General features: G+C 68.6%; 24 protein-coding genes. 9 read left to right on the forward strand and 15 right to left on the reverse strand.

Annotated features, from left to right (window positions below):
• Positions 1–195: 195 nt before the first annotated feature.
• Positions 196–1,530 carry a mannosyltransferase gene (locus ACWEH3_RS04620; protein WP_450022591.1) on the reverse strand — a complete coding sequence of 445 codons (1,335 nt, stop codon included), beginning with the start codon at positions 1,528–1,530 and terminating at the stop codon, positions 196–198.
• Between the two features lie 215 nt (positions 1,531–1,745).
• Here ACWEH3_RS04620 and ACWEH3_RS04625 point away from each other — a divergent pair, with 215 nt between their 5' ends.
• Together ACWEH3_RS04625 and ACWEH3_RS04630 are read left to right on the forward strand one after the other, a co-directional pair.
• Positions 1,746–2,546: an Rv1157c family protein gene (locus ACWEH3_RS04625; RefSeq protein ID WP_355078659.1), complete on the forward strand. Its 801-nt coding sequence runs from the start codon at positions 1,746–1,748 to the stop codon at positions 2,544–2,546.
• Positions 2,547–2,675: 129 nt separating this feature from the next.
• Positions 2,676–3,053 (forward strand): hypothetical protein, encoded by a 378-nt coding sequence (locus ACWEH3_RS04630; RefSeq protein WP_450022584.1) that lies wholly within the window; start codon positions 2,676–2,678, stop codon positions 3,051–3,053.
• A 75-nt stretch (positions 3,054–3,128) separates the two neighbouring features.
• On the opposite strand, the gene ACWEH3_RS04635 is transcribed toward ACWEH3_RS04630, so the two are convergent.
• The 3 genes from ACWEH3_RS04635 to ACWEH3_RS04645 all read right to left on the reverse strand — a co-directional run bounded on the left by ACWEH3_RS04635 (position 3,129) and on the right by ACWEH3_RS04645 (position 5,979).
• Positions 3,129–3,842 carry a DUF1906 domain-containing protein gene (locus ACWEH3_RS04635; RefSeq protein WP_355078657.1) on the reverse strand — a complete coding sequence of 238 codons (714 nt, stop codon included), beginning with the start codon at positions 3,840–3,842 and terminating at the stop codon, positions 3,129–3,131.
• Between the two features lie 177 nt (positions 3,843–4,019).
• A complete protein-coding gene (locus ACWEH3_RS04640) occupies positions 4,020–5,147 on the reverse strand; it encodes a hypothetical protein (RefSeq protein WP_450022582.1) in 1,128 nt (375 codons plus the stop codon).
• A gap of 229 nt (positions 5,148–5,376) precedes the next feature.
• Positions 5,377–5,979, reverse strand: a complete 603-nt coding sequence (locus ACWEH3_RS04645; protein ID WP_450022580.1) for a CHAP domain-containing protein — start codon at positions 5,977–5,979, stop codon at positions 5,377–5,379.
• 197 nt (positions 5,980–6,176) lie between these two features.
• On the opposite strand from ACWEH3_RS04645, the gene ACWEH3_RS04650 reads away from it, so the two are divergent.
• From ACWEH3_RS04650 to ACWEH3_RS04665, 4 genes are read left to right on the forward strand one after another with little or no spacing between them, the layout of a single operon-like run.
• Complete coding sequence (locus tag ACWEH3_RS04650; protein ID WP_450022589.1) at positions 6,177–6,827, forward strand: ABC transporter permease; 651 nt, start codon at positions 6,177–6,179, stop codon at positions 6,825–6,827.
• The gene (locus ACWEH3_RS04655; RefSeq protein WP_450022578.1) at positions 6,820–8,019 is read left to right on the forward strand and encodes an ABC transporter ATP-binding protein; all 1,200 of its coding nucleotides are present in this window, start codon (positions 6,820–6,822) and stop codon (positions 8,017–8,019) included. The genes ACWEH3_RS04650 and ACWEH3_RS04655 overlap by 8 nt, the downstream gene beginning before the upstream one ends.
• Positions 8,016–8,780 carry an ABC transporter permease gene (locus ACWEH3_RS04660; protein WP_450022576.1) on the forward strand — a complete coding sequence of 255 codons (765 nt, stop codon included), beginning with the start codon at positions 8,016–8,018 and terminating at the stop codon, positions 8,778–8,780. The genes ACWEH3_RS04655 and ACWEH3_RS04660 overlap by 4 nt, the downstream gene beginning before the upstream one ends.
• On the forward strand, positions 8,777–9,751 hold the full coding sequence (locus tag ACWEH3_RS04665) for a glycine betaine ABC transporter substrate-binding protein (RefSeq protein WP_450022574.1): 975 nt from the start codon (positions 8,777–8,779) through the stop codon (positions 9,749–9,751). The genes ACWEH3_RS04660 and ACWEH3_RS04665 overlap by 4 nt, the downstream gene beginning before the upstream one ends.
• A 98-nt stretch (positions 9,752–9,849) precedes the next feature.
• On the opposite strand, the gene ACWEH3_RS04670 is transcribed toward ACWEH3_RS04665, so the two are convergent.
• A complete protein-coding gene (locus ACWEH3_RS04670; RefSeq protein ID WP_450022572.1) occupies positions 9,850–10,491 on the reverse strand; it encodes a TIGR03086 family metal-binding protein in 642 nt (213 codons plus the stop codon).
• Positions 10,492–10,579: 88 nt separating this feature from the next.
• Between ACWEH3_RS04670 and ACWEH3_RS04675 the strand changes: the two genes are divergently transcribed.
• Positions 10,580–11,551, forward strand: a complete 972-nt coding sequence (locus ACWEH3_RS04675; protein WP_450022570.1) for a helix-turn-helix transcriptional regulator — start codon at positions 10,580–10,582, stop codon at positions 11,549–11,551.
• Between the two features lie 10 nt (positions 11,552–11,561).
• Here the strand turns inward: ACWEH3_RS04675 and ACWEH3_RS04680 are convergent, their stop codons facing one another.
• Complete coding sequence (locus tag ACWEH3_RS04680) at positions 11,562–13,019, reverse strand: MFS transporter (protein ID WP_450022568.1); 1,458 nt, start codon at positions 13,017–13,019, stop codon at positions 11,562–11,564.
• A gap of 71 nt (positions 13,020–13,090) precedes the next feature.
• On the opposite strand from ACWEH3_RS04680, the gene ACWEH3_RS04685 reads away from it, so the two are divergent.
• On the forward strand, positions 13,091–13,573 hold the full coding sequence (locus ACWEH3_RS04685) for a MarR family winged helix-turn-helix transcriptional regulator (protein ID WP_450022566.1): 483 nt from the start codon (positions 13,091–13,093) through the stop codon (positions 13,571–13,573).
• A 143-nt stretch (positions 13,574–13,716) separates the two neighbouring features.
• Here the strand turns inward: ACWEH3_RS04685 and ACWEH3_RS04690 are convergent, their stop codons facing one another.
• The 7 genes from ACWEH3_RS04690 to ACWEH3_RS04720 all read right to left on the reverse strand — a co-directional run bounded on the left by ACWEH3_RS04690 (position 13,717) and on the right by ACWEH3_RS04720 (position 20,248).
• A complete protein-coding gene (locus ACWEH3_RS04690) occupies positions 13,717–14,301 on the reverse strand; it encodes an NADPH-dependent FMN reductase (RefSeq protein ID WP_450022564.1) in 585 nt (194 codons plus the stop codon).
• Positions 14,302–14,384: 83 nt separating this feature from the next.
• Positions 14,385–14,756: a hypothetical protein gene (locus ACWEH3_RS04695; protein WP_159848246.1), complete on the reverse strand. Its 372-nt coding sequence runs from the start codon at positions 14,754–14,756 to the stop codon at positions 14,385–14,387.
• A gap of 11 nt (positions 14,757–14,767) precedes the next feature.
• Positions 14,768–15,247, reverse strand: coding sequence for a roadblock/LC7 domain-containing protein (locus tag ACWEH3_RS04700; RefSeq protein ID WP_450022561.1), 480 nt, complete (start codon positions 15,245–15,247; stop codon positions 14,768–14,770).
• The gene (locus tag ACWEH3_RS04705) at positions 15,244–16,077 is read right to left on the reverse strand and encodes a hypothetical protein (protein WP_450022559.1); all 834 of its coding nucleotides are present in this window, start codon (positions 16,075–16,077) and stop codon (positions 15,244–15,246) included. Before ACWEH3_RS04705 ends, ACWEH3_RS04700 begins: the two co-directional genes overlap by 4 nt.
• Complete coding sequence (locus ACWEH3_RS04710; protein WP_450022557.1) at positions 16,067–16,420, reverse strand: hypothetical protein; 354 nt, start codon at positions 16,418–16,420, stop codon at positions 16,067–16,069. Before ACWEH3_RS04710 ends, ACWEH3_RS04705 begins: the two co-directional genes overlap by 11 nt.
• 458 nt (positions 16,421–16,878) lie before the next feature.
• Positions 16,879–18,828: a vWA domain-containing protein gene (locus ACWEH3_RS04715; protein ID WP_450022555.1), complete on the reverse strand. Its 1,950-nt coding sequence runs from the start codon at positions 18,826–18,828 to the stop codon at positions 16,879–16,881.
• Positions 18,829–18,853: 25 nt separating this feature from the next.
• Positions 18,854–20,248: a sigma 54-interacting transcriptional regulator gene (locus tag ACWEH3_RS04720; RefSeq protein ID WP_450022553.1), complete on the reverse strand. Its 1,395-nt coding sequence runs from the start codon at positions 20,246–20,248 to the stop codon at positions 18,854–18,856.
• A gap of 128 nt (positions 20,249–20,376) precedes the next feature.
• On the opposite strand from ACWEH3_RS04720, the gene ACWEH3_RS04725 reads away from it, so the two are divergent.
• A complete protein-coding gene (locus ACWEH3_RS04725; protein ID WP_450022551.1) occupies positions 20,377–20,715 on the forward strand; it encodes a VOC family protein in 339 nt (112 codons plus the stop codon).
• Positions 20,716–20,886: 171 nt separating this feature from the next.
• Here the strand turns inward: ACWEH3_RS04725 and ACWEH3_RS04730 are convergent, their stop codons facing one another.
• Together ACWEH3_RS04730 and ACWEH3_RS04735 are read right to left on the reverse strand one after the other, a co-directional pair.
• On the reverse strand, positions 20,887–22,557 hold the full coding sequence (locus ACWEH3_RS04730; protein WP_450022549.1) for a hypothetical protein: 1,671 nt from the start codon (positions 22,555–22,557) through the stop codon (positions 20,887–20,889).
• Between the two features lie 217 nt (positions 22,558–22,774).
• Positions 22,775–23,803, reverse strand: coding sequence for a transglycosylase SLT domain-containing protein (locus ACWEH3_RS04735; RefSeq protein WP_450022547.1), 1,029 nt, complete (start codon positions 23,801–23,803; stop codon positions 22,775–22,777).
• Positions 23,804–23,982 lie beyond the last annotated feature (179 nt).

Here is a 23,982-nt window from a genome sequence, read left to right on the forward strand (position 1 = left end):
CCGCCGCTGGCGACTGCGTCGCGAACGCGGCGGCCACTCGGACGCGAGCCGGGCCGCGAACGGCGCATGCTCGGTCTCGCTTCGCTCGAAACCGGGAGCCGGGCCGCCGTGTCGCGTTCCAGCCAGAAGTTCGAGTCTTCGCTGATCGCCGCTCGAGGCTGACCACAGCAGAGTCGGGCGAGTGCGGGCGAGTACTTATGCGGTGCGCGCGGGGCCCTCGGTGGTTGCGCGCGTTTCTTCCCCGTCGGCCGATCGCGTGTACCTGGCTCCGAAGCGGATCACCCAGAGGTAGAACGCCAGGACGCCGAGCACGTCGACGGCGCCGAGCCAGGCCAGTACGCCCGGGCGCGAGATGGTCCAGATCGAATCCTGGAAGAACGACAGCACCCAGGGCACGCCGACGAGCATGGTCACCAGCCAGTACCCGGCGATCACCCGCGCGCCGGGCGCCCGGCGCAGCGGCCCGTACACCACCCAGAGCACCGTAGGCAGCAGCCACACCCAGTGATGCGACCACGAGATGGGCGAGACCATCAGTCCGAACAGTTGCACCACGATCAGCGTGCCGAGCCGGTCGTCCGCGCCGAGCGCGCGCCAAGCCAGGAACGCCAGCACCGCCACCACGAGCACGGCCGCGATCCACCACGGGCCGGACTCCACGTCGTAGCCGAGGATGCGGCTCAATGTGCCCCGCAGCGACTGGTTCCACACCGACCCCACCGGACCGATCCGGTCGGCGTCACCGAGCAGTGTGCCGAAATACCGACGCGCCTCGACCGGCGCGATCAGGAAACTCAGCCCCACGGTCGCGCCGAAGACCACGGCCGACCACGCCACCGTCGCCCACCGCTTGCGCGCGACGAAGTACAACCCGGTGATCGCAGGCGTCAGTTTGATGCCCGCGACTATTCCGACCAGTCCACCGGACAGCCACCACCGCGAACTGCGAACCGCGAGCATCCCGCCGAGCACCAGGAAGACATTGACCTGGCCGTAGTCCATCGTGGTCCGGACCGGCTCCAGCCACAGCCCGAGCGCGGTCCAGCCGACGGTGGCGGCCCGCCACTGCGGCGTGCGCAGCCGCTGCGCCCCGAACAACAGCTCGAGACTGATGTGCACCACCGCGTACAGCGCCGCGGCGATGGCCAGCAACCAAGCCACCGCGACCAGGGTGAACGGCAGATAGTGCAGCGGGAAGAACACCAATGCCGCGAAAGGCGGATAAGTGAACGGCAAGGGGAAGTCCGGAGTCTTCTCCGCATAGGTGAAGTCGTAGAGCTGATCGGTCAACAACGCGGCCGACCCGCCGACGTAGACATGCAGGTCGACGAGGTTCATCCCATTCGGGGACAGCAGCATCCAGAGCAGCCGGGCCAGCACGGACAGGCCCAGCACCGACACGGCCCATCGGAGGTGACGATTCAAATCGCTGGCTTTCGGCTCGGGTGCGGTGCGTCGGTAGGCGCGCCCGGAGTTCGATGTCGAGGCGACAGCGCGGACGGCACCGATTAGATTAGCCGCAGCGCGAATCCGGTCGGTTCCACCCTCGAACCACCGATAACATTTGCATCAACTTTCACATCAGTAACATCTGGGCGCGGTATCTTCTGCTAACACTGATCGTCCACGGCGCTTTCCGGACGCCGCAGCTGTACACATAGCCGCAATGTCCCTAGAGTGACCCCCGAAACGATGGCTTTTAGCAATCGAACCCAGATGTACCCGAGGTAAGGACGGCCAGACCAGTGCTTCGCACCCGAGGATCGCGGATCGCATTGTCCGCACTCGCCGTCGCGGCGAGTGCCACGCTCGCCGCGCCGACGACAGCAATCGCGGCCCCCGCGACCGCCCCCGTGGCGACTACGAACAGCGTTCCCATGGTGCCCGAGGGCGTTCCGGTGGACGCGCTGGCCGCGCTCGCCCCAGCCATCGTCGGCGCCGTCGCGGGCCCCGCGGATATCGCGAGCCCGGCCGGCGTCGCGGGTCCGCAGTCGGCCATCCTCGATCAGGCCCGCAGGCTGCTGGCCACCTTGAACCTTCCGCCGCAGATCAAGTCGACGCTGGAACGGATCATCACCTTCCTGGACGGCAGCGGCGGCGGAGGCCCCGAGGTGCCGCAGGACGGACCGGTGATCGCCCAGTTCCTCTACCCGAGCATCGGCAAGGGCTGCATCGGCCCGTCCGCCGACTCGGTGGGCACCGCCCTCGCCGTGCCCGGGCCCGCCACGCTGCCGCCACCCGGCCCGCAGGCTGGTCAGACCGGGTTCGTCTTCACCGCGCTCGGCACCAAGGGGCCGACGCCGGTGCAGAACCCGCCGATGACGGTGCAGTGGCTGAACCTCGACACCCGCCAGTCGGGCGTCCTGCCGCTGACCGACGAGGCGAAGATCAACCCGGACGGCCCCGCGACGCTGTCCGCGATCGCCGACACGGGCAACGGCCGCGTCGTCGCGGTCGTCTCCGGCTCGCTGACCACTCAGTCCGGTGACGCGGAGGCGCGGACCTGCTCCTTCCTGCCGACACTCGGATTCTTCACCGTAGGCTGAGCTTCCGGTCGAGGGCGGCGACTCCATCGGGGTCGTCGCCCTTTCCGCGTTGCGGTGACTCGGCGAATACCTCGTATCGATCTGCCGCGCAGCCACACGAGGTGGCCGGACTGTGGTAGACCGCTATCTATGGCGACCACCGATTTCTCGAAATCCGCGGACGGTTCGAGACAGCCGGGTCATTCGATCCGGAGCAGGCGCTCGCACCGTTCCATCCTGTCGTTCCGATCGGAGGGTTCCATCCTATCGATCGGCTCGGCATACTCGGTCCTGTCCATCGGCAGCGTGGGCTCGGTGCTGTCGATCGGATCTGTGGGATCGTTCGGGTCGGCGATCTCGTCGTTCTCGTTCGCCAGCCTCGGCTCCGCGTTCTCCGGCCTGTCCCGGTGGTCGTTGCTCTCCTGGCTCGGCGATCACGAGGCTCCGGACAGCCGCCCCTCCCTGCGGGTCGTCCCGGACGACGAGCCCGATCTGCGCGTCACCCCGATAAGCCACTGCCAGACGTAATATTCGGCAGCTGCGCGGTCTCGCTTCGCCCGAAAGACGGGGTGGAGGCGAGCAGGCACGTACTGCGGCAGCTGCTCACCACTGCCCGTATTCGGGCGTGAGCACGTTGTTCACATCGATCCCCACACCGTCGATGGATTGCTTGTCGATCTCGACCTGGTGCAGGTTGGCGGCGGGGTGCACGAAGCCCTTGGGCGTGCCCCAGTTGTGCTGCCAGTACCAGGAACCCAGGCTCGCGGTGCGGGCCAGCTCGATGGTCGGGGTGTTCGCGTAGACGCCGGTGTTCTCCGTGCCGAGCACGGCCTGCCAGCCCAGTAGGTACGGCGCGATCATGGTGGCGAAGTCGACCGGGGAGGGGTTGTCATCGATGGACGCGTAGATGGGCACATTGTCCGGGCCACCGGCGGCGCGGTGCAACGCGAGCCCGCGCTCGGCGTGCCGCTTGCCCGCCTCCAGCCCGCCACGCCAGTCCGCGGTCGGTCCCTTACCGAATTGGTAGCACGAGACGATCTGCAGACCAGCCGCTTTGAGATCGTCGACTTCCGGGGATCGCAGCGGTTTGCCCGCCATCCACTCGGCGCCGGGCCTGCGATCGGACACGTAGCGGATCACGCCGATATGTCCGGCGTCGCGGATCGCCGCAGCGGAGGGAACGCCTCCGGCGTAATCGATGAGGGTGCCCAGCGCTGGTCGCGCGGACGCGGGAGCGGCCGCGGCGGTCATGCCGACCACGGCCGCGGCGGCCGTGTAGGCGAACAGATCACGCCGGGATACCGAATTGGAACGCATCGTCGACTCCTTCGCGCAACCCGACATGGATGGCAGCGTGCCCGGCGCACCTTCCCCAAACCACCGCGCGCCGGGAGCCTCGAACGTGAACTCATTTCACCATATTCACACTGGAACCGCTAGACCCAGGAGAATCACGTTTCACATTCGCCACATACGCTCGACGACGCGACCGGCTCACACAATGCCGTCGATGCGCGCGCCGACATCGATGGTGCGCATCGCCGGGTCGGCCAGTTCTTTGCGGATCACCGCCGCCACCTGCGCCACGACCTGCTTCTTTATCCCGGCGAGCGCACCGAGTGCGGCCGCGCGGGCACCCTGCGCGGTGAATTCCATCCGAATGTCGGCCGGGTCGGGCGGCGGCACGTCGATCACCACCCGCAAGGGGTCGGCAGCCCGGGCGGTGAGTGCCAAAGGCACCTCGACGTCAGCGCGATAGCGATTGGCTTTCAGCACATCGACCGTGATGTCCAGGCTCACCGGCAGGGTCAGATCGAACGCGACCGGCTCCGTCGACCGGTCCGTCAGCCGCGGCATCCGTACCGTTCCCCGAACGGTCACGACGGCGCTCGCGCGCGGTCCGGTCCGCAGCGGACCGACCTCGATCAGCCTGCCCGCCAATCGTTCCACCACGTCACACACTCGCTCGCGCGTCACGATGCGGGAGAAGAACCGGTGCCCGAACTCGTCGTAGCCGATCCAAGCGAACGCGAGCTCGTCCCGATACGGCGAACGCTTGCCCGCGACCATGGCCTCGACGTCGAACACGAGCCCCCTGCGGGTCTGCGGGTCGGCAAGCATGGCGTTCACCCGGGAGGCGACCTCTCGCTGCACCACGCCCGCGATCGGGTCGAGCAACCATTCCCACGCCGAATCCACCGCCTGGGCGCGCAGGACGAAGCTGATGTCCCGCTGGGTGATCGGTGGGATATCGATGATGACGAGCACGGGTTCGGCGGTGCGGGCGTGCAGGGTCAGATCGATCTCCACCCTGGCCTCCAGCCGCAGTTTCCGGCCGCCGAGCAGCACCTTCAAGGTGAGCGACACCGGAACGGTGACGTCGAAGGTGACCTTCGGGCCGCTGCGCAGGACGCGCGGGGCGCCGACCTTCCCCTCGGCGACGAATCCGGCGAGCCCGGCCGGGCCGATCGAGACCGGGCCGATGGTCATGCCGCGGCCCGCCATGCCGGAGATCGCGGACTCGATACGAGCGGCGTTCACGGCGTGCGTGACGAAACGCTCGCCGAATTCGGCGTAGTCGATCCAGCCGGGCGCACTACTCGGTTCGTCGGTCGGATGCATCGCTAGTTCCGCAACCCTCACCTCTCGATGGACACCCGACACGGTACGCGACCGGTCTCGTCCCACCCCGGAACGCACTGCGGCCCGAGATCCCCGTCCTGCCGATGAGGGGGAAGCAGGGCGGGGACCGGCGGCGGCGCTGCCGGGCGCCGCCGCCTTCCATCGTAGGACTATCCGGCACCCCGTTTCACCCGCATATCGGTCGAATCCTGTTCAATGGAAGTGATCTTCACAATCGACCGAAACCGACCACCCCGGTCATGTCGCCCAGCACGAACCGGTGGATGCGCACCTCGCCGTACTCGTTACCGCCGATCGTGGTCACCTGGCCACCCTCGACTCGCAGGACGATGTTCGTGTGCTGTCCGAACGGACTGGGCGCTCCGTACAGCAGCACGTCACCGGTGCGCGGTCGATAGTTCGAGCCGCTCGGGACGAACCGGCCGACGGTCTCGTAATACTCCTGCAAGGTATAGACGCCGGGAATCCGCCACGAACCCGAATTCGGGTTGGCCAGCGGCACACCGGCCTCGCGCAGCACCCAGCTGACGAAATCGGCGCACCACGCCTCCTCGGCTCCTTCCGCGTATTTCGTCCCCGCGCCGGGATCGGCGAACTCACGCTCGGCGACCGCGACGATTCCGGCCTGGGCCGCGTCGAGTGCCGAACGGTCCAGCGCGGGGAACTCGGTGAGGCGCTCGCCCGCGATCGCCCCGTGGTCCGTGCGGTCCTGCCACCAGAGACCACCGGCGATCCCGGCGGCGGCCACGCCGAGCACCACCAATGCGAGCGCGACCCACCGCCCCGATCGCGATCCCAGTTGTTGTGTCATCGCTCCCCCGATTCGTTCGTGTGACGTTGTCGTCGAGCTTATGGAATTCGACGCGCGAGCACGCCGAACGGTTCCCCCGCCATCCGCCTGGTTTCGGCGACCGAGCGGAGGGGCAACCCGGTGGAGCCGAAATCATGGACGGCACCGGGAAAATCGCGCTAGTCTCCGGAGAGACCAGCCGATGGGGAGGTACGGCCCTGGACACGCTGTGGACATTCATCGTGCACCGGCGGCACCAGTTGCTGGTCGACTCCTACCTGCACGTCTCGGCCGTGGTGCAATCGGTGCTGCTGGCGACGGTGGTCTCGGTTCTGATCGGAATCCTGGTCTACCGCAGCCCGTTCGGCTCGTCGATCGCCTCCGCGCTGGCGGGCGCGGTGCTCACCGTTCCGTCGTTCGCGCTGCTCGGCCTGCTGATCCCGGTGCTCGGTCTCGGTGTCGCACCGACGATCACCGCGCTCGTGGTGTACGCGCTGCTGCCGATCATGCGCAACACCATCATCGGACTCGCCTCGGTGGATCCGGCCGTGACCGACGCGGCCCGCGGCGTCGGGATGAACCGGCTGCGGGTGCTCGCGCGGATCGAACTGCCGCTGGCGTGGCCGGCGATCCTGGCCGGTATGCGGGTGAGCACCCAGCTGATCATGGGGATTCTCGCCCTCGCGGCATACGCCAAGGGCCCCGGACTAGGGAACCTGATCTTCTCCGGACTCGCGCGCCTCGGCAGCCCGAACGCGGTGCCGCAGGCGCTGGTCGGCACGATCCTCGTCGTCGTCCTCGCACTCGTCCTCGACGGGATCTACGTCCTGATCGGGCGGCTCACCACCTCCAGGGGAATTCGTGACTGAAACCGAAACCAGCGACGGCCGCGCGGCATCCGTCGTCTCGGGCGTCGAGATCGTGCTGCACGCGGTGACCAAACACTATCCGGGACAGCGTGATCCGGCCGTGGACAGCGTCTCGCTGACCATCCCGGCCGGCGAGATCGTGGTCCTGGTCGGGCCGTCCGGCTGCGGCAAGACCACCACCATGCGAATGATCAACCGGCTGATCGAGCCCACCTCCGGAACCATCACGATCGACGGCCGCGACGCGGCCACGATCCAGCCCGACCGGTTGCGCCGCGGCATCGGCTACTCGATCCAGCAGGCGGGACTGTTCCCGCACCTGACCGTCGCGAAGAACGTCGCGACCGTACCGGGCCTGATCGGCTGGGATCGGCGGCGCGTCGCGGCACGGGTCGACGAGATGCTCGAGCTGGTCGGTCTCGATCCCGGCACCTTCCGCGACCGCTATCCCCGCCAGCTGTCGGGCGGCCAGCAGCAGCGCGTCGGCGTGGCCAGGGCATTGGCGGCAGACCCGCCCGTGCTGCTGATGGACGAGCCGTTCGGCGCGGTCGATCCGATCACCCGGGGATCGCTGCAGGACGAGTTGCTGCGGCTGCAAGGCGAACTCGGCAAGACGATCGTCTTCGTCACCCACGATTTCACCGAGGCGGTCAAGCTCGGCGACCGCATCGCCGTGCTCGGCGACCGGTCTCGAATCCTGCAATACGACACACCCGCGGCGATCCTGGCCGACCCGGCCGACGAGACGGTCGCCGGTTTCGTCGGCGCGGACGCCTCGCTCAAACAGCTCACCCTGACCCGGGTCGGGGATGTCGAACTCGGCGACTGCCCCACCGCCACCGAACAGGACACCGTCGACGAGTTGCGCGCCGCGCTCGCGGACCGCGACTGGCCGTGGGCGCTGGTACTGGACGGTCAGGGCAGGCCCCGCCGCTGGGTCTCGGCCGAACAACTGGCCCACGCCGATTCGCTGCGCGATCTGGGAACGCCGGTGCCGGAGACGCTGGCGCTGAAATCGACGCTGCAGGAGGCGCTCGAAGCCCTGCTCACCCATCAGAGCGCGACGGCGGTGGTGACCGGCGCGCGCGGCGAATACGCCGGGCTGATCACCATCGACACCCTGGTCGGCCACCTGTCGGCACTGCGCGCCGAGCACGGAGCTGGGCGCTCCGCGACGGACGGCGCACCATGACCACTGCCGCCGCGTCACCCGCCACCCAGCGCAGGGCCGAGCGCATCCGGTTGGTCGTGCAGCCGGTGGTCGTGCTCGTGCTCACCGCGGGCGTGCTGGTGTGGGCGTTCGCCCGCGACCTGACCGTCACACAGCAGGCGAGCCTGAACGCGGGCAACGTCGCGACCGTCACTTGGCAGCATGTGCGGATCACCGCGACCGTGGTGCTGATCGTCGTCGCGGTGGCCGTCCCGCTCGGAACCCTGCTCACGCGACCGGGATTCCGACGCCTCACACCCGTTTTCGTCGGTATCGCGAATATCGGCGCGGCCGCGCCGGCCATCGGCCTGATCGTGCTGTTCTACCTGGCCACCCGCACCACCGGCTTCTGGATCGGCGTGGCGCCGATCGCGTTCTATTCGCTGCTTCCGGTGCTGCGCAACACCATCCTGGGCTATGAGCAGGTGGACCGGATGCTCATCGATGCGGGGCGCGGCCAGGGCATGTCGGCCGTGACGGTGTTGCGGCGCATCGAATTCCCGCTCGCGGTGCCCTACATCCTGGCCGGGCTGCGCACTTCGCTGGTGCTCGCGGTCGGCACCGCGACGCTGTCGTTCCTGGTAAGCGCGGGCGGGCTCGGCATTCTGATCGACACCGGCTACAAGCTGCGCGACGACGTCACCCTGGTGGTCGGCGCGGTGCTCGCGGTGGCGCTGGCCCTGCTGGTGGACTGGCTCGGCGCGCTCGCCGAAGCGTTTCTCGGGCCGAAGGGGCTGAAATGATCCGGGCGTGGCGCGCGCTGGCTCTCGGCCTTGGCTTGACGTTGCTGGCCGCCTGCGGGCTGCAATCCGGCGGCGCGGTGCCGCTGCGAGTCGGCCCCGGCAGCATCCGGCCCATGCCCGAACTGGAGGGTGTGCAGGTCACGGTGGGTTCCAAGGACTTCACGGAGCAGAACATCCTCGGCTATCTGATCGAGTTCGCTCTCTCGGCGGCGGGCGCCGAGGTGCGCGACCTGACCAACATCCAGGGCTCCAACAGCGTGCGAGATGCTCAATTGCACGGGCAGATCGACCTCGCCTATGACTACACCGGAACGGGCTGGATCAACTACCTCGGCAACGAGACTCCGGTGCCGGACGAGATCGGCCAGTTCCAGGCGGTGCGCGACGCCGACCTCGCCGCGCACGGCATGCTCTGGACGGCGCTCGCGCCGATGAACAACACCTACGCGCTGGTCATGAGCGCCCGCACCGCCCAGGAGACCGGTGTGCGCACGCTGTCGGACTACGCCGGACTGGCCGCCGCCGATCCGGCCGCCGCGGCGATCTGCGTCGGCACCGAGTTCAATGTCCGCCAGGACGGATTCCCCGGCCTGGCCCGCAAGTACGAGATCGACGCGAGCAAGGTGCGCAAGCAGATCGTGCAGGACGCCGTGGTCTACCAGGCGACCGCCGACGGCAGGCAGTGCCGCTTCGGTTCGGTCGCGGCCACCGACGGACGCATCCCGGCGCTGAACCTCGTTCTACTGCAAGATGATCGCGGCTTCTTCCCGAAGTACAACGCGGCGCTTGTGATGCGCCGGAGTTTCGCCGAGGCGCATCCGCAGGTGGAGACGATCCTGACGCCGATCTCGCAGCGCCTCACCAACGAGGCCATCACCGAACTCAACCGTCAGGTCGACGTGGACGGACGCGAGCCCGCGGAGGTGGCCAGGGACTGGATGGTCGCCCAGGGATTCGTCACCGCGCGCTGATTTCCGTCGCGGGGAGAGCGTTCGGACTCCGCCTCGCCGGACCGGGCCCGGTACACCGTCCGCTGGGCTCACCAAGTGAACCCAGCGTGCCCGGCAGCTCAGCGCGGATCGCGGCCCAGGTAGCGCAAGAGCTCTCCGAGAGCGCCGTCGGCCGGACCGTCGACGATCGCGGCGAAAGCACCCCACTGACGCAGCGGTTCGATGATCTCGGCCGTCTCGCCGCTGCCGGGCGCGGGGTGAGCGGCCCGCGCGGCGATGAGCAGGGCGGCGGCGAGTTCGTCGGTCAACGGCGACGGCTGGCCGGTCGCGATCGCGATGTCCCAGGCGTGCACCCCGGCATCCAGCGCGCACATGACCGCGGCCACCGGGGTGGCGAGCGCGCCGTGCGGCAGCGGCGTCGGCACGGTCTCGGTGGCGTCGGCGACCGTGGTCCAGGCGAAGGCGGTCTGCTCGACCGCCGCACGCACCGCGTCCGCGGGGGCGCCGTCGATCGTGCCGGAAGGCGCGAACGGGTTGTAGGCCGGGCCCTCTCCGATGCCGAGAGCCTCGGCGTAGGCCAGCTGGTCACCGACGGCGTGCTGCAGCACCTGCGTCACATCCCAATCCGAGCACGGGGTGGGCAGGTGCCACTGATCCGCTCGCACACCGGCGACGACGCTCTCCAGCGCGCGGTAGGAATCGGCGAGCACGTCCCGCCAAACGGGGAGCAGAGTCGCGGCGGCGGTGGCGGTGGCGTTCATGTCGGAGCCTTTCGGTCGTTCTCGCTGATGACACAAGCCTATTCGGCCATTAGGCTACTTTTGTTCCTAATAAACGAGGAGGGTGAAAGTGGCGTCGACCACACCGCGCCTGCTGCGGTTGCTGGCCCTGCTACAGGACCGTGCGTACACCGGCCGGGAGCTGGCCGAGCGCCTCGGCGTCACCGATCGCACACTGCGGCAGGACATTCAGCGGCTGCGCGAACTGGGCTACCCGGTGCATGCCGGACGCGGCGCGATCGGCGGCTACCGGCTCGGCCGCGGCGCGACCATGCCGCCCCTACTGCTGGACGACGACGAAGCGGTGGCCGTGGCGGTCGCGGTCGGCCTCGCCGAGGACGGCTCCACCGGCATCGCGGACATCGCCGAGCACGTCACGAAGGCACTGGGCAAACTGGACCAGATCCTGCCCAAACGATTGCAGCGCAAGGTATCCGCATTGCGGGATGCGACGGCCATCGGGCCGGCCACGACGGGGTCGCGCGAGCCGGACGCACCGGTTCCCGCCGCCGTGCTCACCACCCTCGCCGGCGCCATTCGCGACGGCGCGACGGTCCGGATCGCCGAAGCCGGGGCCGCGTCGTCCGTCGAGATCGAGCCGTACCGGCTGATCAACTGGCAACGCCGCTGGTACCTGGTCGCCTACAGCCTGGAAGACCACTCCTGGCGAGCGATCCCGGTCGCCCTCGTGCTGCGCGCGGAGACGAGTTCCCGCCGTTTCGCCGCGCGTTCGCTTCCCGACGACGACCTGGTCGCCTTCGTCATGCGCCACATCGCCACCGCCGGGTGGGGGGTGCAGGCCAGGGTGACCGTGCTCGCGCCCGCCGAGACGGTCATCGCAAGGATCAATCCCGCCGTCGGCGTGGTCGAGCCGGTGGACGCGGACACCTGCGTGCTCTACACGGGCGCGGACGCGCTGGAGACGATCGCCATCTACCTGTCCATGCTGATGATGGACTTCCGCGTCGACGGCCCGCCGGAACTCGTCGCCCACATCCGCACCCTTGGCCGCCGGTACACCGAGGCCGTCGCCGGCGCTTGAACCCCGGGCGTCAGGAGTGCCCGGTGGTGGTCGCCGCGTCGGCGGTCTTCCGCATCGGGATCACGGCGGTCAGACCGATCGCGACCAGCGCGGCGGCCATCGCGATGAGGAAGGTGGTGTGGAAACCGTCGCGCGAGGGCAGCAGGTGCGGGCCGAGCCGCATGGTCATGTGCGCCAGCACCACGCTCATCACCGCGGCCGAGGTCGAGGTGCCGATCGAGCGCATCAGAGAGTTGAGGCCGTTGGCCGCGCCGGTCTCGGTGATCGGCACCGCGCCCATGATCAGCGCCGGCATCGCCGCGTACGCCAGGCCGACGCCGCCCGCGACGATCACCGCTGCGAGCATGATCTCCCAGACGCTGTTCATCAACACCACCGCGCACAGATAACCGACCGCGATCACCGCGGAGCCGAGCGCGAGGGTGACCTTGGGCCCGCGGCTGGCCGACAGCCGCGCCGACACCGGTGACAGCAGCATCATCACGAAGCCGGTGGGGGCCAGCGCCAACCCGGCGGTGATCATGGACAGCCCGAAGCCGTATCCGGTCTGCTCCGGCGCCATCAGCAGCTGCGGAAAGGTCAGCGACATGGCGTAGAGCGAGAACCCGACGGCGATCGAGGCCGCGTTGGTGAACAGGACCCTCGGCCGCGCCGAGACCCGTAGGTCCACCAGCGGTGAACGCTGCCGCAGTTCGAAAGCGCCCCAGCCGAGGAACACCACCACCGACACCGCGAACAGGGTCAGGATCCGGGCGCCGGCCCAACCCCAGTCCGCGCCTTTCGTGATCGCGACGAGCAGCGCGAGCAGCGCTACCGACAAACCGACGGCGCCGCCGAAGTCGAACCGGGCGGGCGTGCGCACCGGCGACTCCGCGACGAACACGAAAACCAGGGCGGCGCACACGACGCCGAGCGCGGCGGAGGTCCAGAACAGCACGTGCCAGTCGGCGTTCTGCGCGATGGCCGCCGCGACCGGCAGGCCGATCGCACCGCCGACGCCGAGCGTGGCGCTCATGATCGCCATCGCCGAACCCACGCGCTCGGCGGGCAATTCGTCGCGCATGATGCTGATGCCGAGCGGGATGGCGCCGACCGCCGCACCTTGCAGCGAGCGACCGACGATCTCGGGCACCAGGGTGGAGAAGGACGCGCAGACCACCGACCCGGCGATCAGCAGAAGAAGATTCGCGAACAAGACGCGCCGCTTGCCGAACATATCGCCCAGACGGCCGCTGATCGGGGTCGCCACCGCGCCGGCCAGCAGCGTGGCCGTCACGACCCAGGAGGCGTTGGACGCGGAGGTGTGCAACAGCGTCGGCAGCGACGGAATGATCGGGATGACCAGCGTCTGCATGAGGGAGACGACGACACCGACCATGCCGAGCGTCGCGATGAGCAGTGCCGACGAGGGACGGGGCCGGTCGCCGGATTCAGAGACGCTCGAGGACGCGTCGGCAGCTACAGTCACATGTGCACGGTACATATGGTGTGTATGCTGCACAATTTGGTAAGTACGTGATCCGCGCGACATAGTGTGGTATGTCCGATTCCGGTCCCGGCGACAACGCGGCGCTGTACCGCCTCGTCTTCGAGCTGTCACTGCTGGCAAGGCACTTCCCCGCCGCAGTGCTCCGGCGTCCCGGCTTCCAGCTCGACCGCTCGGCGTATCTCATCCTGACCAGACTGGAACTGGACCATCCGCTGAGCCTGCGTGAGCTGTCCGAAGCGTTTCAACTGGACGTTTCGACGATCAACCGGCAGGTCGGAGCCATGCGCAAGCAAGGGTTGGTCGAGCGGGTGCCCGACCCCGACGGCGGCATCGCCCGCAAGATCCGCGCCAGCGCCAAGGGACTGGATCTTTTGGCCTCCGACCGAAAGCAGAGCCGTCAAGGCATCGGCGCGGTGGTTGCCGAGTGGACCGAGGCCGACATCGATCAGTTCAGCAGGTTCATCGCGCGTTTCAACCAGTCGGTCGAGGACAAGGAGGACAACCCCTGGCCGCGCCCGGCCGGGCTGGAGTGACGCACGATCGGCCGGGACCCGGGCTGCCCGCCGCACGGCTACGCGCCTCCGATCGAACCGGATGTCCGCCAGTCGCCCTTGTCCCAGGGACCACGGCGTCAGGCCCCGCGGTCCCGATCCTCGGGCGAGTGGAAGAAGAAGCGTCATGCGGTATAGGGATGCTCGGCGCGGGCCGACCGCAGCGCGCGGCCCCACCAGACCAGCTGGCCGAGCAGCTGATCGGCCGCGGCCACCGGCATTTCCGGATCCGTCGGCTGCCCCGCGGCATCGAACCGCCTGCCCGCGTCGTGGAAGCTCACCGTGTCGCGCACGGTGACCGCGTGCAGCTCGGCGAACACCTGCCTGAGGTGCTCCACCGCGCGCAAGCCACCGGAGATGCCGCCGTAGGACACGAATCCCACCGGCTTGGCCCGCCATTCGGTGTAATGCCAGTCGATGGCGTTCTTGACCGACGCCGGATAACTGTGGTTGTACTCGGGTGTCACGACGACGAACCCGTCCGCCGCGGCCAGGCGGGGGCCGACCGCTGCCAGCGCCCGCGCCGCCTCGGGTTCGGGGTGATGGGAAAGCCGTTCCGGCAGAGGCGTTTCGGCCAGGTCGACAACGTCGACGTTGACGTCGTCGCGCCGCTCGGCGTGGGCGGCGAACCACTTGGCGACGGTCGATCCGAAGCGGCCCGCTCGAGTGCTGCCGACGATCAGGGCGAGCTGGATCGGATGGTTGGACATGGTGGATTCCCTTCGACGCGTTCGGTGTCCAGAACAGCGTCGAACCTGAACAACGGTTCAGGTCAAATCGGCTCGATCGCCGATCAGACCTCCAGATCCTCTTCGATGCCCCGCAGGCGGTGCCGGGCCAACGCCAGATTCGCCCGGCCCCGGTCCAGGGCGAGGTAGAGGAACAGGCCTTTGGACTTGCGGCCGGTCATCGGCCGGATGATGTGGTATTGCCCGGACAGCGTGATGAGGATGTCCTCGATGTCCTCTTTGAGCCCCAGCTGGTCCATGGTGCGCAGCTTGGCGCGCACCACCTCGGTGTTGCCCGCACCCGCGACCTGGAGGTCCAGGGACTTGGAGCTGCCGAGCATGCCCAGCGCCATGCCGCTGTTGTAGTCGACGACGGCGGCGCCGATCGCGCCGTCGATCACCATCATGTCTTTGAGGGCCAGATCCATATTGGACATTCGCTTTCCTTTCAGTGGGTTTTCGTTGCTTGTTCGCTTCCCGCGTCGGTGGTCACCGGCGTCAGCAAGTCGGCGATCGCGCGGGCCGCCGGACGGGATTCCAGATGCAGCCTGCCGATGTTCACCTCGGGGGCGGCCAAAACGGTCAGCGACGTCCAGCCCGCCGCGTAGATGACCACGTGCCCACCGGTGCCGTGCACCACGACCTCGCTGAACCCGCCGCCGTGCGCGGTAGTGGCAAGCCGGTGAGACAGCGACAGCTGCGAGGCGGCCATGGCGGCCATCCCGTTCGGCTCGATCTGGGCAGGCAGATCATGGGCCACCAACAGTCCGTCATTGGACGCGACCAGCGCGCCGGTCAGCCGCGGAACTCGATTGCGCAGCGCTTTCAACTCCGTGAGCACCGCCGCGTTCGGTTCGGGTCCGGACATCGCCACCTTGGTCAACCTTCTTCCCATCCAATCGCCGAGCAGTTTCTTCCGCGTGGTCACGCGAGCTCCTCCAAAGCCGCCTGCAGGCGGACGAGCAGGTCCCGGTCGGGCGGCTCCAACCGATCGGCGACCGGGACCGGTGGCGCCGAGTGCCTGCCACGGCGGCGGGGAAGCCGGCCCGGCTCGGCGATCACGGGCGTGACCGCGACGGGCTCGTGGCGCACCGGCTCGAGCCCCACCGGCCCGGCCGCCACCGGGACCGGTGGCGCGAGGGGCGGCTCGATCAGGCCCGCCGCGGTCAGATCCCGCACCGCCACCAGGCATCCGTAGGTGGTCCGGCCGAGTTCGCGACCGATCTCCGCGACGCTGCGCCCGCCATCCGCGGCGGCCAGCACCTCGGCCTGCCCTCCGGTGAGCACCAAACGCCGCCGCCGCACTCGGCGGACCGGCACGACCGGGACGCGATCGACCAGGTCGGCGGGCCACGGCCCGGACTCGGGATCGCCGCGCCGCGCGCACTCCTGCACGAGAGCACGGGGCGTGATGTGGCAGACGGGGGCCAGCCAGTGCGGCGGGGCCGGGCGGAACTCCGGGACGGCGGACGAGGCCAGCAAGAAATAGGCGGCATCGAAAACCGAGAGCATCGCGAGCGTTTCCAGCCGTGGCCGCCCGAGCACACGGCCGGGATCGCCCGCATCGGCGCGCCGCCAGTCCTCGGCGGTCGCCACGCCCGCCTCGACGACCAGCCGGTCCAGCCCGGTGGTGCGACGACAGTCGGCGGAAACGATCGCGCCTTCGGCGAGATGGAAAGCGCCGTCGCCCGCGTGCAGCACCCCCGTACGTCCTTCCTGCTCCAACCGCCGCAATTCGACCGCGAGTTCAGGACTCATGCCCGTCCTCGGCCAATTCGTCGAGAATTCCGCGCAGTTGGTATCGCGCCATCGCGAGATTTCCGGCGTCCTCGTCGAACAGCACGTGCACGAAAAGCCGTCCGTCGAAATCGCCGTTCACCAGGTTCAACAGGTGATATCCGCGGGTGCCGCAGACGATGATCTCGGTGACGTCGTCACCGTCGGTCGACAATGCCGGACAGGCGAGCACCGCGCGCACCACATCCGTTGTGGCAGCGGCATCTTCGTGCTCGTCCACCAGGTCGTGCCTGCCGTCGGCGGCGATCGCCAGACCGCTCGCGCCGTCCACCAGCGTCACGCTGCGCGCACCGGGAATATCCATGATGCGTTTCAGACAACCGTCGATTCCGATCACGCGCCACCACTTGTCATGTGAGGGGGTTTACGGGTTCCAGACGCTACACACGGGCACCGTGCGATGTACAGCAAATCGGTGAGAAATTTCCGGTAAAAAACGTCGTCCCTGGAAACGCGCGATAAATACCTTTCGGTATTCAATACCTATTGGTATTCAATACCCTTCGGTTTTCGTTTTCCGACACGCCGACCCGGCCACAATAAATACTCGATACGGCCGCTCGACGGCCCCCGTGCCACTTTCCCGGCACGCCTGCGTCCGCGCACGCACGAACAGGTACCGCCGGAACGACACGACCGTGCGCGTCTTCTCGCTGTGCGCGGCGCACGGCGGCAGGGACCTCCCCGGCGACGGCAAGGGCAAGTAGTGATCTCGCAGCAATCGCCGGATCGGCCGCAACGCCCGCCCGCGAAGCCGCGACTTCAGCGCCTGCCGCGCAGGTAGTCGCTGACCACGGCGGCGCCCAAGCCGTCCAGGCCGGGCGCCACCACGCGGCCGCCGCTGCGGCGGGCCACCAGGTCGACGAACGCGGCCAGGCGCGGGTCCTCGCCGAGCATGAACACCGTCACCGACGCACCCAGCTTGGCCAAGGCGTCGACCTGCGCCATCGTCACCGCCAGCGTGCGTTGCGCGGGTGGCCAGTTGAAGTATGTCTCCCCGTCCGGCTCCAAGTGCGCGGTCGGCTCACCGTCGGTGACCACGAGCACGACCGGTACCGCGTCCGGGTGTTTGCGCAGGTGCGCCGCGGCCAGCAGCAGTGCGTGGTGCAGATTGGTGCCCTGTTCCCAAACGCCTTCCAGCGCGGTGAGTTCGCCGATGTCCACGGTCGTCGCGTGCCTGCCGAAGGTGATCACGCTCAACGCGTCGGAGCGGAACCGGGTGCCGATCAGATGGTGCAGCGCGAGAGCGGTGCGCTTCATCGGCACCCATCTGCCGTCCTGCACCATCGACCAGGAGGTGTCGACGCACAGCGCGACGGCGGCCCTGGAGCGCTGCTCGGTCTCCATGATCTCGACGTCGGAAACGTCCAGCCGCACCTGGCGATTACCCGTCGACGCCGACCGCAGCACGGCATTGCGCACGGTCCGCGACACGTCCCACGGCTCGGTATCGCCGAAGCGCCAGGCCCGGGAGCCGCCGGTCGGCTCGCCCGCGGCACCGGCCGCAGCGGTGTCCCGTTCGCCGCGCCGAGACCGCAAGCGCCCGACGACATCACGCAGCGCCACCTCGCCGAGACGCCGCAAAGCCTTGGGCGTCAACCGGAGCGAACCGTCCTGCGCCCGTTCGAAGATGCCTTGCCTGCGCAGTTCGCGTTCCAGTTCGGCCAGCCGCGCGGCGTCCACGCTCGCGTCCGCGCCGAGGTGGCGCTCCAGCGCGTCCAGATCGATGTCCTCCAGCCGGGCGCCCGCGTAGGTCTGGCCGAGTTGCTCGGCGAGCGCGTCGAGTTCGGCGAGATCTTGCAGGGCCTGCGCGCCCGCGCCGAGGCCGAGCGGATCCTCGCCGCGGAACCGCCGCGCGGAGTTCCAGTCCTCACCGGGACGCAGCGCCCGCAGATGCGCGTCCAGCGCGGCGACCTGCTGGGCGATCGCCGGATCGCCGAACGCCTGGCCGATCAACTCGGACAGCTCCGCGCGCTGCTGCTCGGTCATCGAATTCATCATGCGCTGCGCGGCGGCGGCTCTGGCCGCGAGCGCGTCGATCAATTCCTCGGTGTCGCGCGGGTTCTCGGGGAAGAACTCGCCGTGCTCGGCCATGAACTCGGCGAACCGCTGCTCGGTGTTCTCGCCCCTGGCATGGGCGGCGAGCAGGTCGTTGAGGTCGGACATCATCCGTCTGACCCGCTCGACGTCCTCCGGGGTGGTGTTCCGCAAAGCCTGTTTCATGCCCTGGAAGCGCGATTCCAGCAGCTCGCGGCCGAGCAGGTCGCGGATCTTCTGATAGTTCTCGCGGCCGGTCTCCGATCGCCAGGCGTAGTCGGCGAGTTCGGTGACGGCGGCGGCCGTGCTCGACGGCAGGGCGTCCAGCTGCGCTTCGGCGAACCTGGCATCGTCGGAGGGGTCGGGGAACAGTGCGCCGCGCTCGGCTTCCAGCGCCTCCTCCAGCAGTTCCCGGACCTGCTGCAACGTGCCGTCCAGCCGATGGCTGCGAGCGATCTCCGCGCGACGCTGCCACAACCGGCGAGTCAGCTCCTCCAATCCCGGCGTGCCGCGGGTGCCGCGCCGCAACAGCTCTTGCAGGGCGTTGCGCGGCGAGCTGCCCTCCATCACGTCGCGACCGATCCGGTCCAGTGCCTCGCGCAGGTCCAGCGGGGGCGCCAAGGGATCGGGCCCCTCGTGGTAGGGACCGTAGGAGTAGCGATCGGGGTTCGTCACGATGCCTCGCCGGGAACAGCGGCGGTCATCGGCCGTACACCGCCAGACCGTCGTCGGAGTCCTTAGCGATCTGCCGGGCCAGGTAGAGCGCCTCCAGCGCGAACTCGACGGCCGAGGCGATCCGTGGCGGCGGATCGGCCGCGTCGACGCCGAGCCGTCCGGCCACCTCGTGCAGGACCGGCAGTTCGGGCAACGCCGAGAGGATCTCCGTGCCGGGCACGCGTTCGCCGGTGGTGACCAGATGCCCGTCCCCGACCGCCTCGGCCAGCGGCCGCAGATTCAATCCACCGAGCAATGCCCGCGCGGTCTCGGAGAACGAGCGGCGCAGCAGATGGGTGAGATGTTCCTGCTCACGCCCCTCCTCGCCGGACTCGAATTCCAGCTTGCCGCGCAAGACGGCGGGAACGGATTCCAGGTCGACCGGACGCGCCACGGCAGGGCTCTCCCCCGTCACCGCGGACCTGCGCAAAGCCGCCGCTGCCACCGTCTCGGCCGCGGCCACGGCGAAACGAGCGGATACGCCGGACCGCTGGTCGATCGCGGACGACTCGCGCAATTGCCGCACGAACCGTGCGAGCACCTCGATCAGTGGGTCGCCCACTTCGGCAACGAGCTCGGCCTCCTGGCGCACGAGCACGACCTCGGCTTCCACGCTGAGCGGGTAGTGAGTGCGAATCTCCGCGCCGAAGCGGTCTTTCAGCGGCGTGATGATCCGGCCGCGGTTGGTGTAGTCCTCCGGGTTGGCGGTGGCGACCAGCAGCACGTCCAGCGGAAGGCGCAGGGTGTAGCCGCGGACCTGGATGTCGCGCTCCTCCATCACGTTCAGCAACCCGACCTGGATGCGTTCGGCGAGATCGGGCAGCTCGTTGATCGCCACGATGCCGCGATGCGCGCGCGGGACGAGTCCGAAATGGATGGTCTCGGGGTCACCGAGACTGCGGCCCTCGGCCACCTTCACCGGGTCGACGTCGCCGATCAGGTCGCCGACGGAAGTGTCCGGCGTGGCGAGCTTCTCGGCGTACCGCTCCGAGCGATGCCGCCACGTGACGGGCAGGTCGTCGCCGAGTTCGGCGGCCAGCCTGCGACCGGCGGGGCTGATCGGGTCGAGCGGATGTTCGCCCAGTTCGGCGCCCGCGATCACGGGCGTCCATTCGTCCAGCAGGCCGACCAGGGTACGCAGCAGCCGGGTCTTGCCCTGGCCACGCTCACCGAGCAGCACGACGTCGTGTCCCGCCAGCAGGGCGCGTTCCAGCTGCGGCACGACCGTCCGGTCGAACCCGACGATGCCGGGCCACGGGTCGCCACCGGAACTCAGCAGCGTCAGGAGGTTCTCGCGAATCTCGGTCTTCACGCCACGCGGCAGGTAGCCGGCCGAACGTAGCTCGCCCGCGGTCGTGGGCAGGTGTTCGGGAACTTTCACGAATTCGACGCTACGTCCATTCCGCCATCGGGTCGACCGAAAGAAATCGATGGACCGCTAGATTGCTAGCATGCTAGCGTCGATCTCGATGACATCCCGGACAACCGAAGCGACCGAAGGGAAGCGATATGACGACGAAGGGCATCGAGGGCGTCCACGTGGAGACGCACAACTGGGGCGCGACCGCGAGATTCTTCCTAGCCCTCGGCTATGAGCCGGAATTCACCACCGACCACAACTCCGGGCTGTTCCGCAACGGCGACGGACCCTATGTCTTCATCGCGGAGATCCCGAAGAACCAGACGCCCCGCACCCAACTGGTGCTGACCGTCACCGACGCCGACGCGTTCCAGCCGAACGGCGATATCGACGTGGTCGCACCGTTCGAGGCAACCCATTACGGCACAAAGGAAATGACGGTCCGCGATCCCGACGGGCGCACCTGGAGTCTGCAGGCTCAGAGCTGAAAACGCCCCACGCCGAGACACTGTGGGCCGGTGCGCCGCGCCGCAATACGGTCCACGCTCCGGCACGCCGTCCGTTTGCGGGTGGGCGGCAGGACGGTCCGTAAACGAACTCGCCAAGTCGGCCGGACTCGCTGATAGTGCTGTCGCCGAACCGATTACGGCCCGCTCAGGTCATCGCGTGGTGAGTTGCGGTTCGTTGGAAACGTGCGGCGCGCTCGCGGCTGGGGCCTCCGGTTCGTGCATGACCGGAGAAGGATGCACGGCACCGACCGGCGTGACCTGTTCCATCCGCGGCGCGAGGTCGTTGCCATCGGGTGCGTAGTGCTGGGCCATGCCCGGCTCCAGCGCACGACCATTCGACTCCGAATGCGTCGCGGCAGCCTCCGAGAGCGCGACCTGCCCGGTGGGCTCGACCGTGCCAACGGCGTTCGACTCGGGGTGCACCTCGGGGGCCGCCGAGAGCGCGATATGTTCGGTGACCGCCTCGGCCGCGCTGTGAGCCGTCGACTCGGGATGCGTTTCGGCGGTCTCGCCGCGCGCACCATGCTCGTGGGCCGCCTCCGCGAATCCGGGGGCACTCGGCTCGGACGCAGCCACGGAAGGCTCCACCGACTGCTCGCCCGGCTCCGCCTGCCTGCCGGTGCGAATCCGGTCGAGCGTCTGTCGCACCGCCGCCGCCAGACGTGCGTCCAGGACAGCTTCGTCCGGACTGGCTGCGGCAGCCACTCCCGGACCGCCCGCACCGGCCGGGGACGGCCGTTCGGTCGCGGGCAGCGTCGTCGTTGCCAGCCACAGCTCCGTGAGTTCGGGCGCCGCGGCGGCGGGCGTGGCGATCGGGGCTTCGGCGGCGGGCTGCTGCCCCGCCTCAGCGGCCTGTCCGTGCTGCGGAGCCTCGGGGCCCGAGCCCTCCCGGCCGGGTGCGGGCGGCTCGGTCGCGGCGGATTCGCTCGCACGGCGAGCCGTCGGCTCCATGAGGATGCTCGGCAGGATCTGGTTCCCGGCGCCGCCGACCTGGGTGAGCGCCGCCAGTCGTTCCTGGAGATCTTCGTGGTCGGGGACGGCGGCGGTCGCCTGCTCGATCGCGCGCCCGTATCGCTCGGCGACGAGCCGGTGGGTGACGAGCGCGACGCCGATCATGATGGGCGCGATCGCGTGGATGCCGATCCCGGCCACCTCGCCCGTCCTGATGTAGGGAAACGTGTTCAACGCGATACTCGCCGTCAGCAGGACGCCCTCGACGGTGTAGACCTGCCACAGCCGATCGATCACGCCCCACTCGGCGGTATCCCCGGTGGACAGCATCAGCGCGACGAGTACCGCGCTGATCAGCGCTTCCAGACCGTAGGACAGCCAGAACATCGGATTGGTCGCACCGCCGGACGGCGCGATGTTCTGCTGCACCGTGACCGCGGAGAACAGCATCGAGAACGCGACGACTCCGGCCAGCAATCCCAGCACCCGCGGCTTGCGCTGATGCAGGCGGGCGACTTTCGCGTGCGGGCTGCTGCTGTGCCGCTGCTCACCGATCGCCTGGGCGGCCCGCAGCAAGTCGGCGGCCTCCCGTTCGGCCAGCTCGGCGGCCGTACGCCGTACCCGCTCCGCGGCGTCGGCGGCCGCCTGGATGCGCGCCCGTTTCTCGTGGCGTTCATAGTCACGCACGAGCTCGGCCAACTCGCGGGAGGCGGCGAGCTCACGCTCCGATAATGCTTCGAGCAGCGCCGGATCGTCCTGGTGGGCCAATCGCTCATGCGCGATCTGCACCCGATCCGGCAGCGCGCCTGCCACCAGATCATCCATCGGCGACGCCCCGGCGGGCGCGTTGGTCGTGAAACGACGGAACATCAGCAAAGAACCTTTCCGACGGTCGAGTGTTCCAGACGCAGCGCGCCATCGCTGCCTCGGCCGTCGAACCGGACGACCGACCCGGCCGAGAACGAAAAGATAACTCGTCATCGAAATCCGTTCGACCCGACGAGCAATCGAGACTACTCGAGGGCAGCGGGACGAATCCCCCAGGACAGCGTTGGATTCCAACTCGGTCGGCCCATCCGGCCCGCGCTCAGTAGCCCTTCGGCGAACGGTTCGGATCCGCTTGCTGGACCTTGGCCTGCAGGTCGTGGCCGTCCCGGGAGACGTCGTACCGTTCCATGACGTAGTTCATGCTGGCGGCGACATTGGCCACCGGGTCGTGAATGTTGTTCGACGTTCCTCCCACGTGATACGCCTGGAAGGTGCCGGGGATGGTCTGGGTAAGTCCCCTGGACGCGTGTCCGGCGGCAGCGTTGCTGTCCCAGTTGTTGACGGCGTTCGGATTTCCGCCGGATTCCCGTTCGATCAGAACCCGGTAGCCGCGCTTCCAGTACTCGCGGGCCACCGGATCGGTGATGCCGAGCGCGTCGAGCGCGCCGTCGATCGCGGCGTCGACCGAGACGTTGCCCTGGTAGCGGGCGTAATCAGCGGTCGTCGCGGCAGGCACGAAGCCAGGGCCGGGTGAGTAACTGCGCTGCATGTAGTTGCTCGGCACGTAGTTGCTGCCCGCCGATGCGGGGTTGTACGTGGGCGCGGAGCCGTCGATGTTGTTCGCGTGCACTTGGACGCGGTCGGTGGCCTTCGCGATCTCGTCGTGTACATCGTCGATCGTCTTCAGCACGGCGTTCGCCAGCCTGATCTCTGTGTCCGGAGCGATGTACTGCTTGCCCGGACTCGCTCCGGGAGCCGCGTCCAGCGTCGCCTGCAGATCTTTGACATGCTGCTTCATAGCGGCGAAGGCGCCGCTGGAGATGTCGTAGGTGCCGTAGGCGGACAAGTCGACGTTGTCGTCTTGCTTGCGAATGTCGTTCTTGATGTCGTCGAACTCCTGCGCGCGGTTGGCGTAATCCTCGGCCATGGCCGACTTCTTCTCGTCACCGGTGACGAGCTTCTCGTCGCGCAGCAACTTCACCACATCCGGCGCCTGCGAAGGCGAACCCGTCGCCAGCAGATCCGCCGAGGTCTGGATCGTCTGGCGGCCCAGTTCGATGACCGACTTCAGGCCCGGGCTCGCGTCCGCGGGCGGGTCCAGCTTCACCACCCAGCGCTCGGTGCTCATCGAGACACCCGAGCCCCGGACAGCAGCGGCCTTGCGAATACCAGCATCATCACCTCGCGCCTGACAACGCTCACCAGGCCGTGCGTGGCCTACCAGTCCGACGCCGTCGAGTATTCCGCAACGCCGGATGCCCTTTTCCCGCCGCTGGGAGTAACGGCTTCGTGCAGCCACATCGCCAC

The sequence above is a fragment of the Nocardia sp. NPDC004718 genome (assembly GCF_053601535.1).

Bases quoted from the DNA above. Each gene is read 5' to 3' on its own strand.
- ACWEH3_RS04630 (WP_450022584.1), top strand. From the start codon at position 2,676: ATGGCGACCACCGATTTCTCGAAATCCGCGGACGGTTCGAGACAGCCG.
- ACWEH3_RS04635 (WP_355078657.1), bottom strand. From the start codon at position 3,842: ATGCGTTCCAATTCGGTATCCCGGCGTGATCTGTTCGCCTACACGGCC.
- ACWEH3_RS04640 (WP_450022582.1), bottom strand. From the start codon at position 5,147: ATGCATCCGACCGACGAACCGAGTAGTGCGCCCGGCTGGATCGACTAC.
- ACWEH3_RS04645 (WP_450022580.1), bottom strand. From the start codon at position 5,979: ATGACACAACAACTGGGATCGCGATCGGGGCGGTGGGTCGCGCTCGCA.
- ACWEH3_RS04660 (WP_450022576.1), top strand. From the start codon at position 8,016: ATGACCACTGCCGCCGCGTCACCCGCCACCCAGCGCAGGGCCGAGCGC.
- ACWEH3_RS04665 (WP_450022574.1), top strand. From the start codon at position 8,777: ATGATCCGGGCGTGGCGCGCGCTGGCTCTCGGCCTTGGCTTGACGTTG.
- ACWEH3_RS04670 (WP_450022572.1), bottom strand. From the start codon at position 10,491: ATGAACGCCACCGCCACCGCCGCCGCGACTCTGCTCCCCGTTTGGCGG.
- ACWEH3_RS04685 (WP_450022566.1), top strand. From the start codon at position 13,091: ATGTCCGATTCCGGTCCCGGCGACAACGCGGCGCTGTACCGCCTCGTC.
- ACWEH3_RS04690 (WP_450022564.1), bottom strand. From the start codon at position 14,301: ATGTCCAACCATCCGATCCAGCTCGCCCTGATCGTCGGCAGCACTCGA.
- ACWEH3_RS04695 (WP_159848246.1), bottom strand. From the start codon at position 14,756: ATGTCCAATATGGATCTGGCCCTCAAAGACATGATGGTGATCGACGGC.
- ACWEH3_RS04705 (WP_450022559.1), bottom strand. From the start codon at position 16,077: ATGAGTCCTGAACTCGCGGTCGAATTGCGGCGGTTGGAGCAGGAAGGA.
- ACWEH3_RS04710 (WP_450022557.1), bottom strand. From the start codon at position 16,420: ATGGATATTCCCGGTGCGCGCAGCGTGACGCTGGTGGACGGCGCGAGC.
- ACWEH3_RS04725 (WP_450022551.1), top strand. From the start codon at position 20,377: ATGACGACGAAGGGCATCGAGGGCGTCCACGTGGAGACGCACAACTGG.
- ACWEH3_RS04730 (WP_450022549.1), bottom strand. From the start codon at position 22,557: ATGTTCCGTCGTTTCACGACCAACGCGCCCGCCGGGGCGTCGCCGATG.
- ACWEH3_RS04735 (WP_450022547.1), bottom strand. From the start codon at position 23,803: ATGAGCACCGAGCGCTGGGTGGTGAAGCTGGACCCGCCCGCGGACGCG.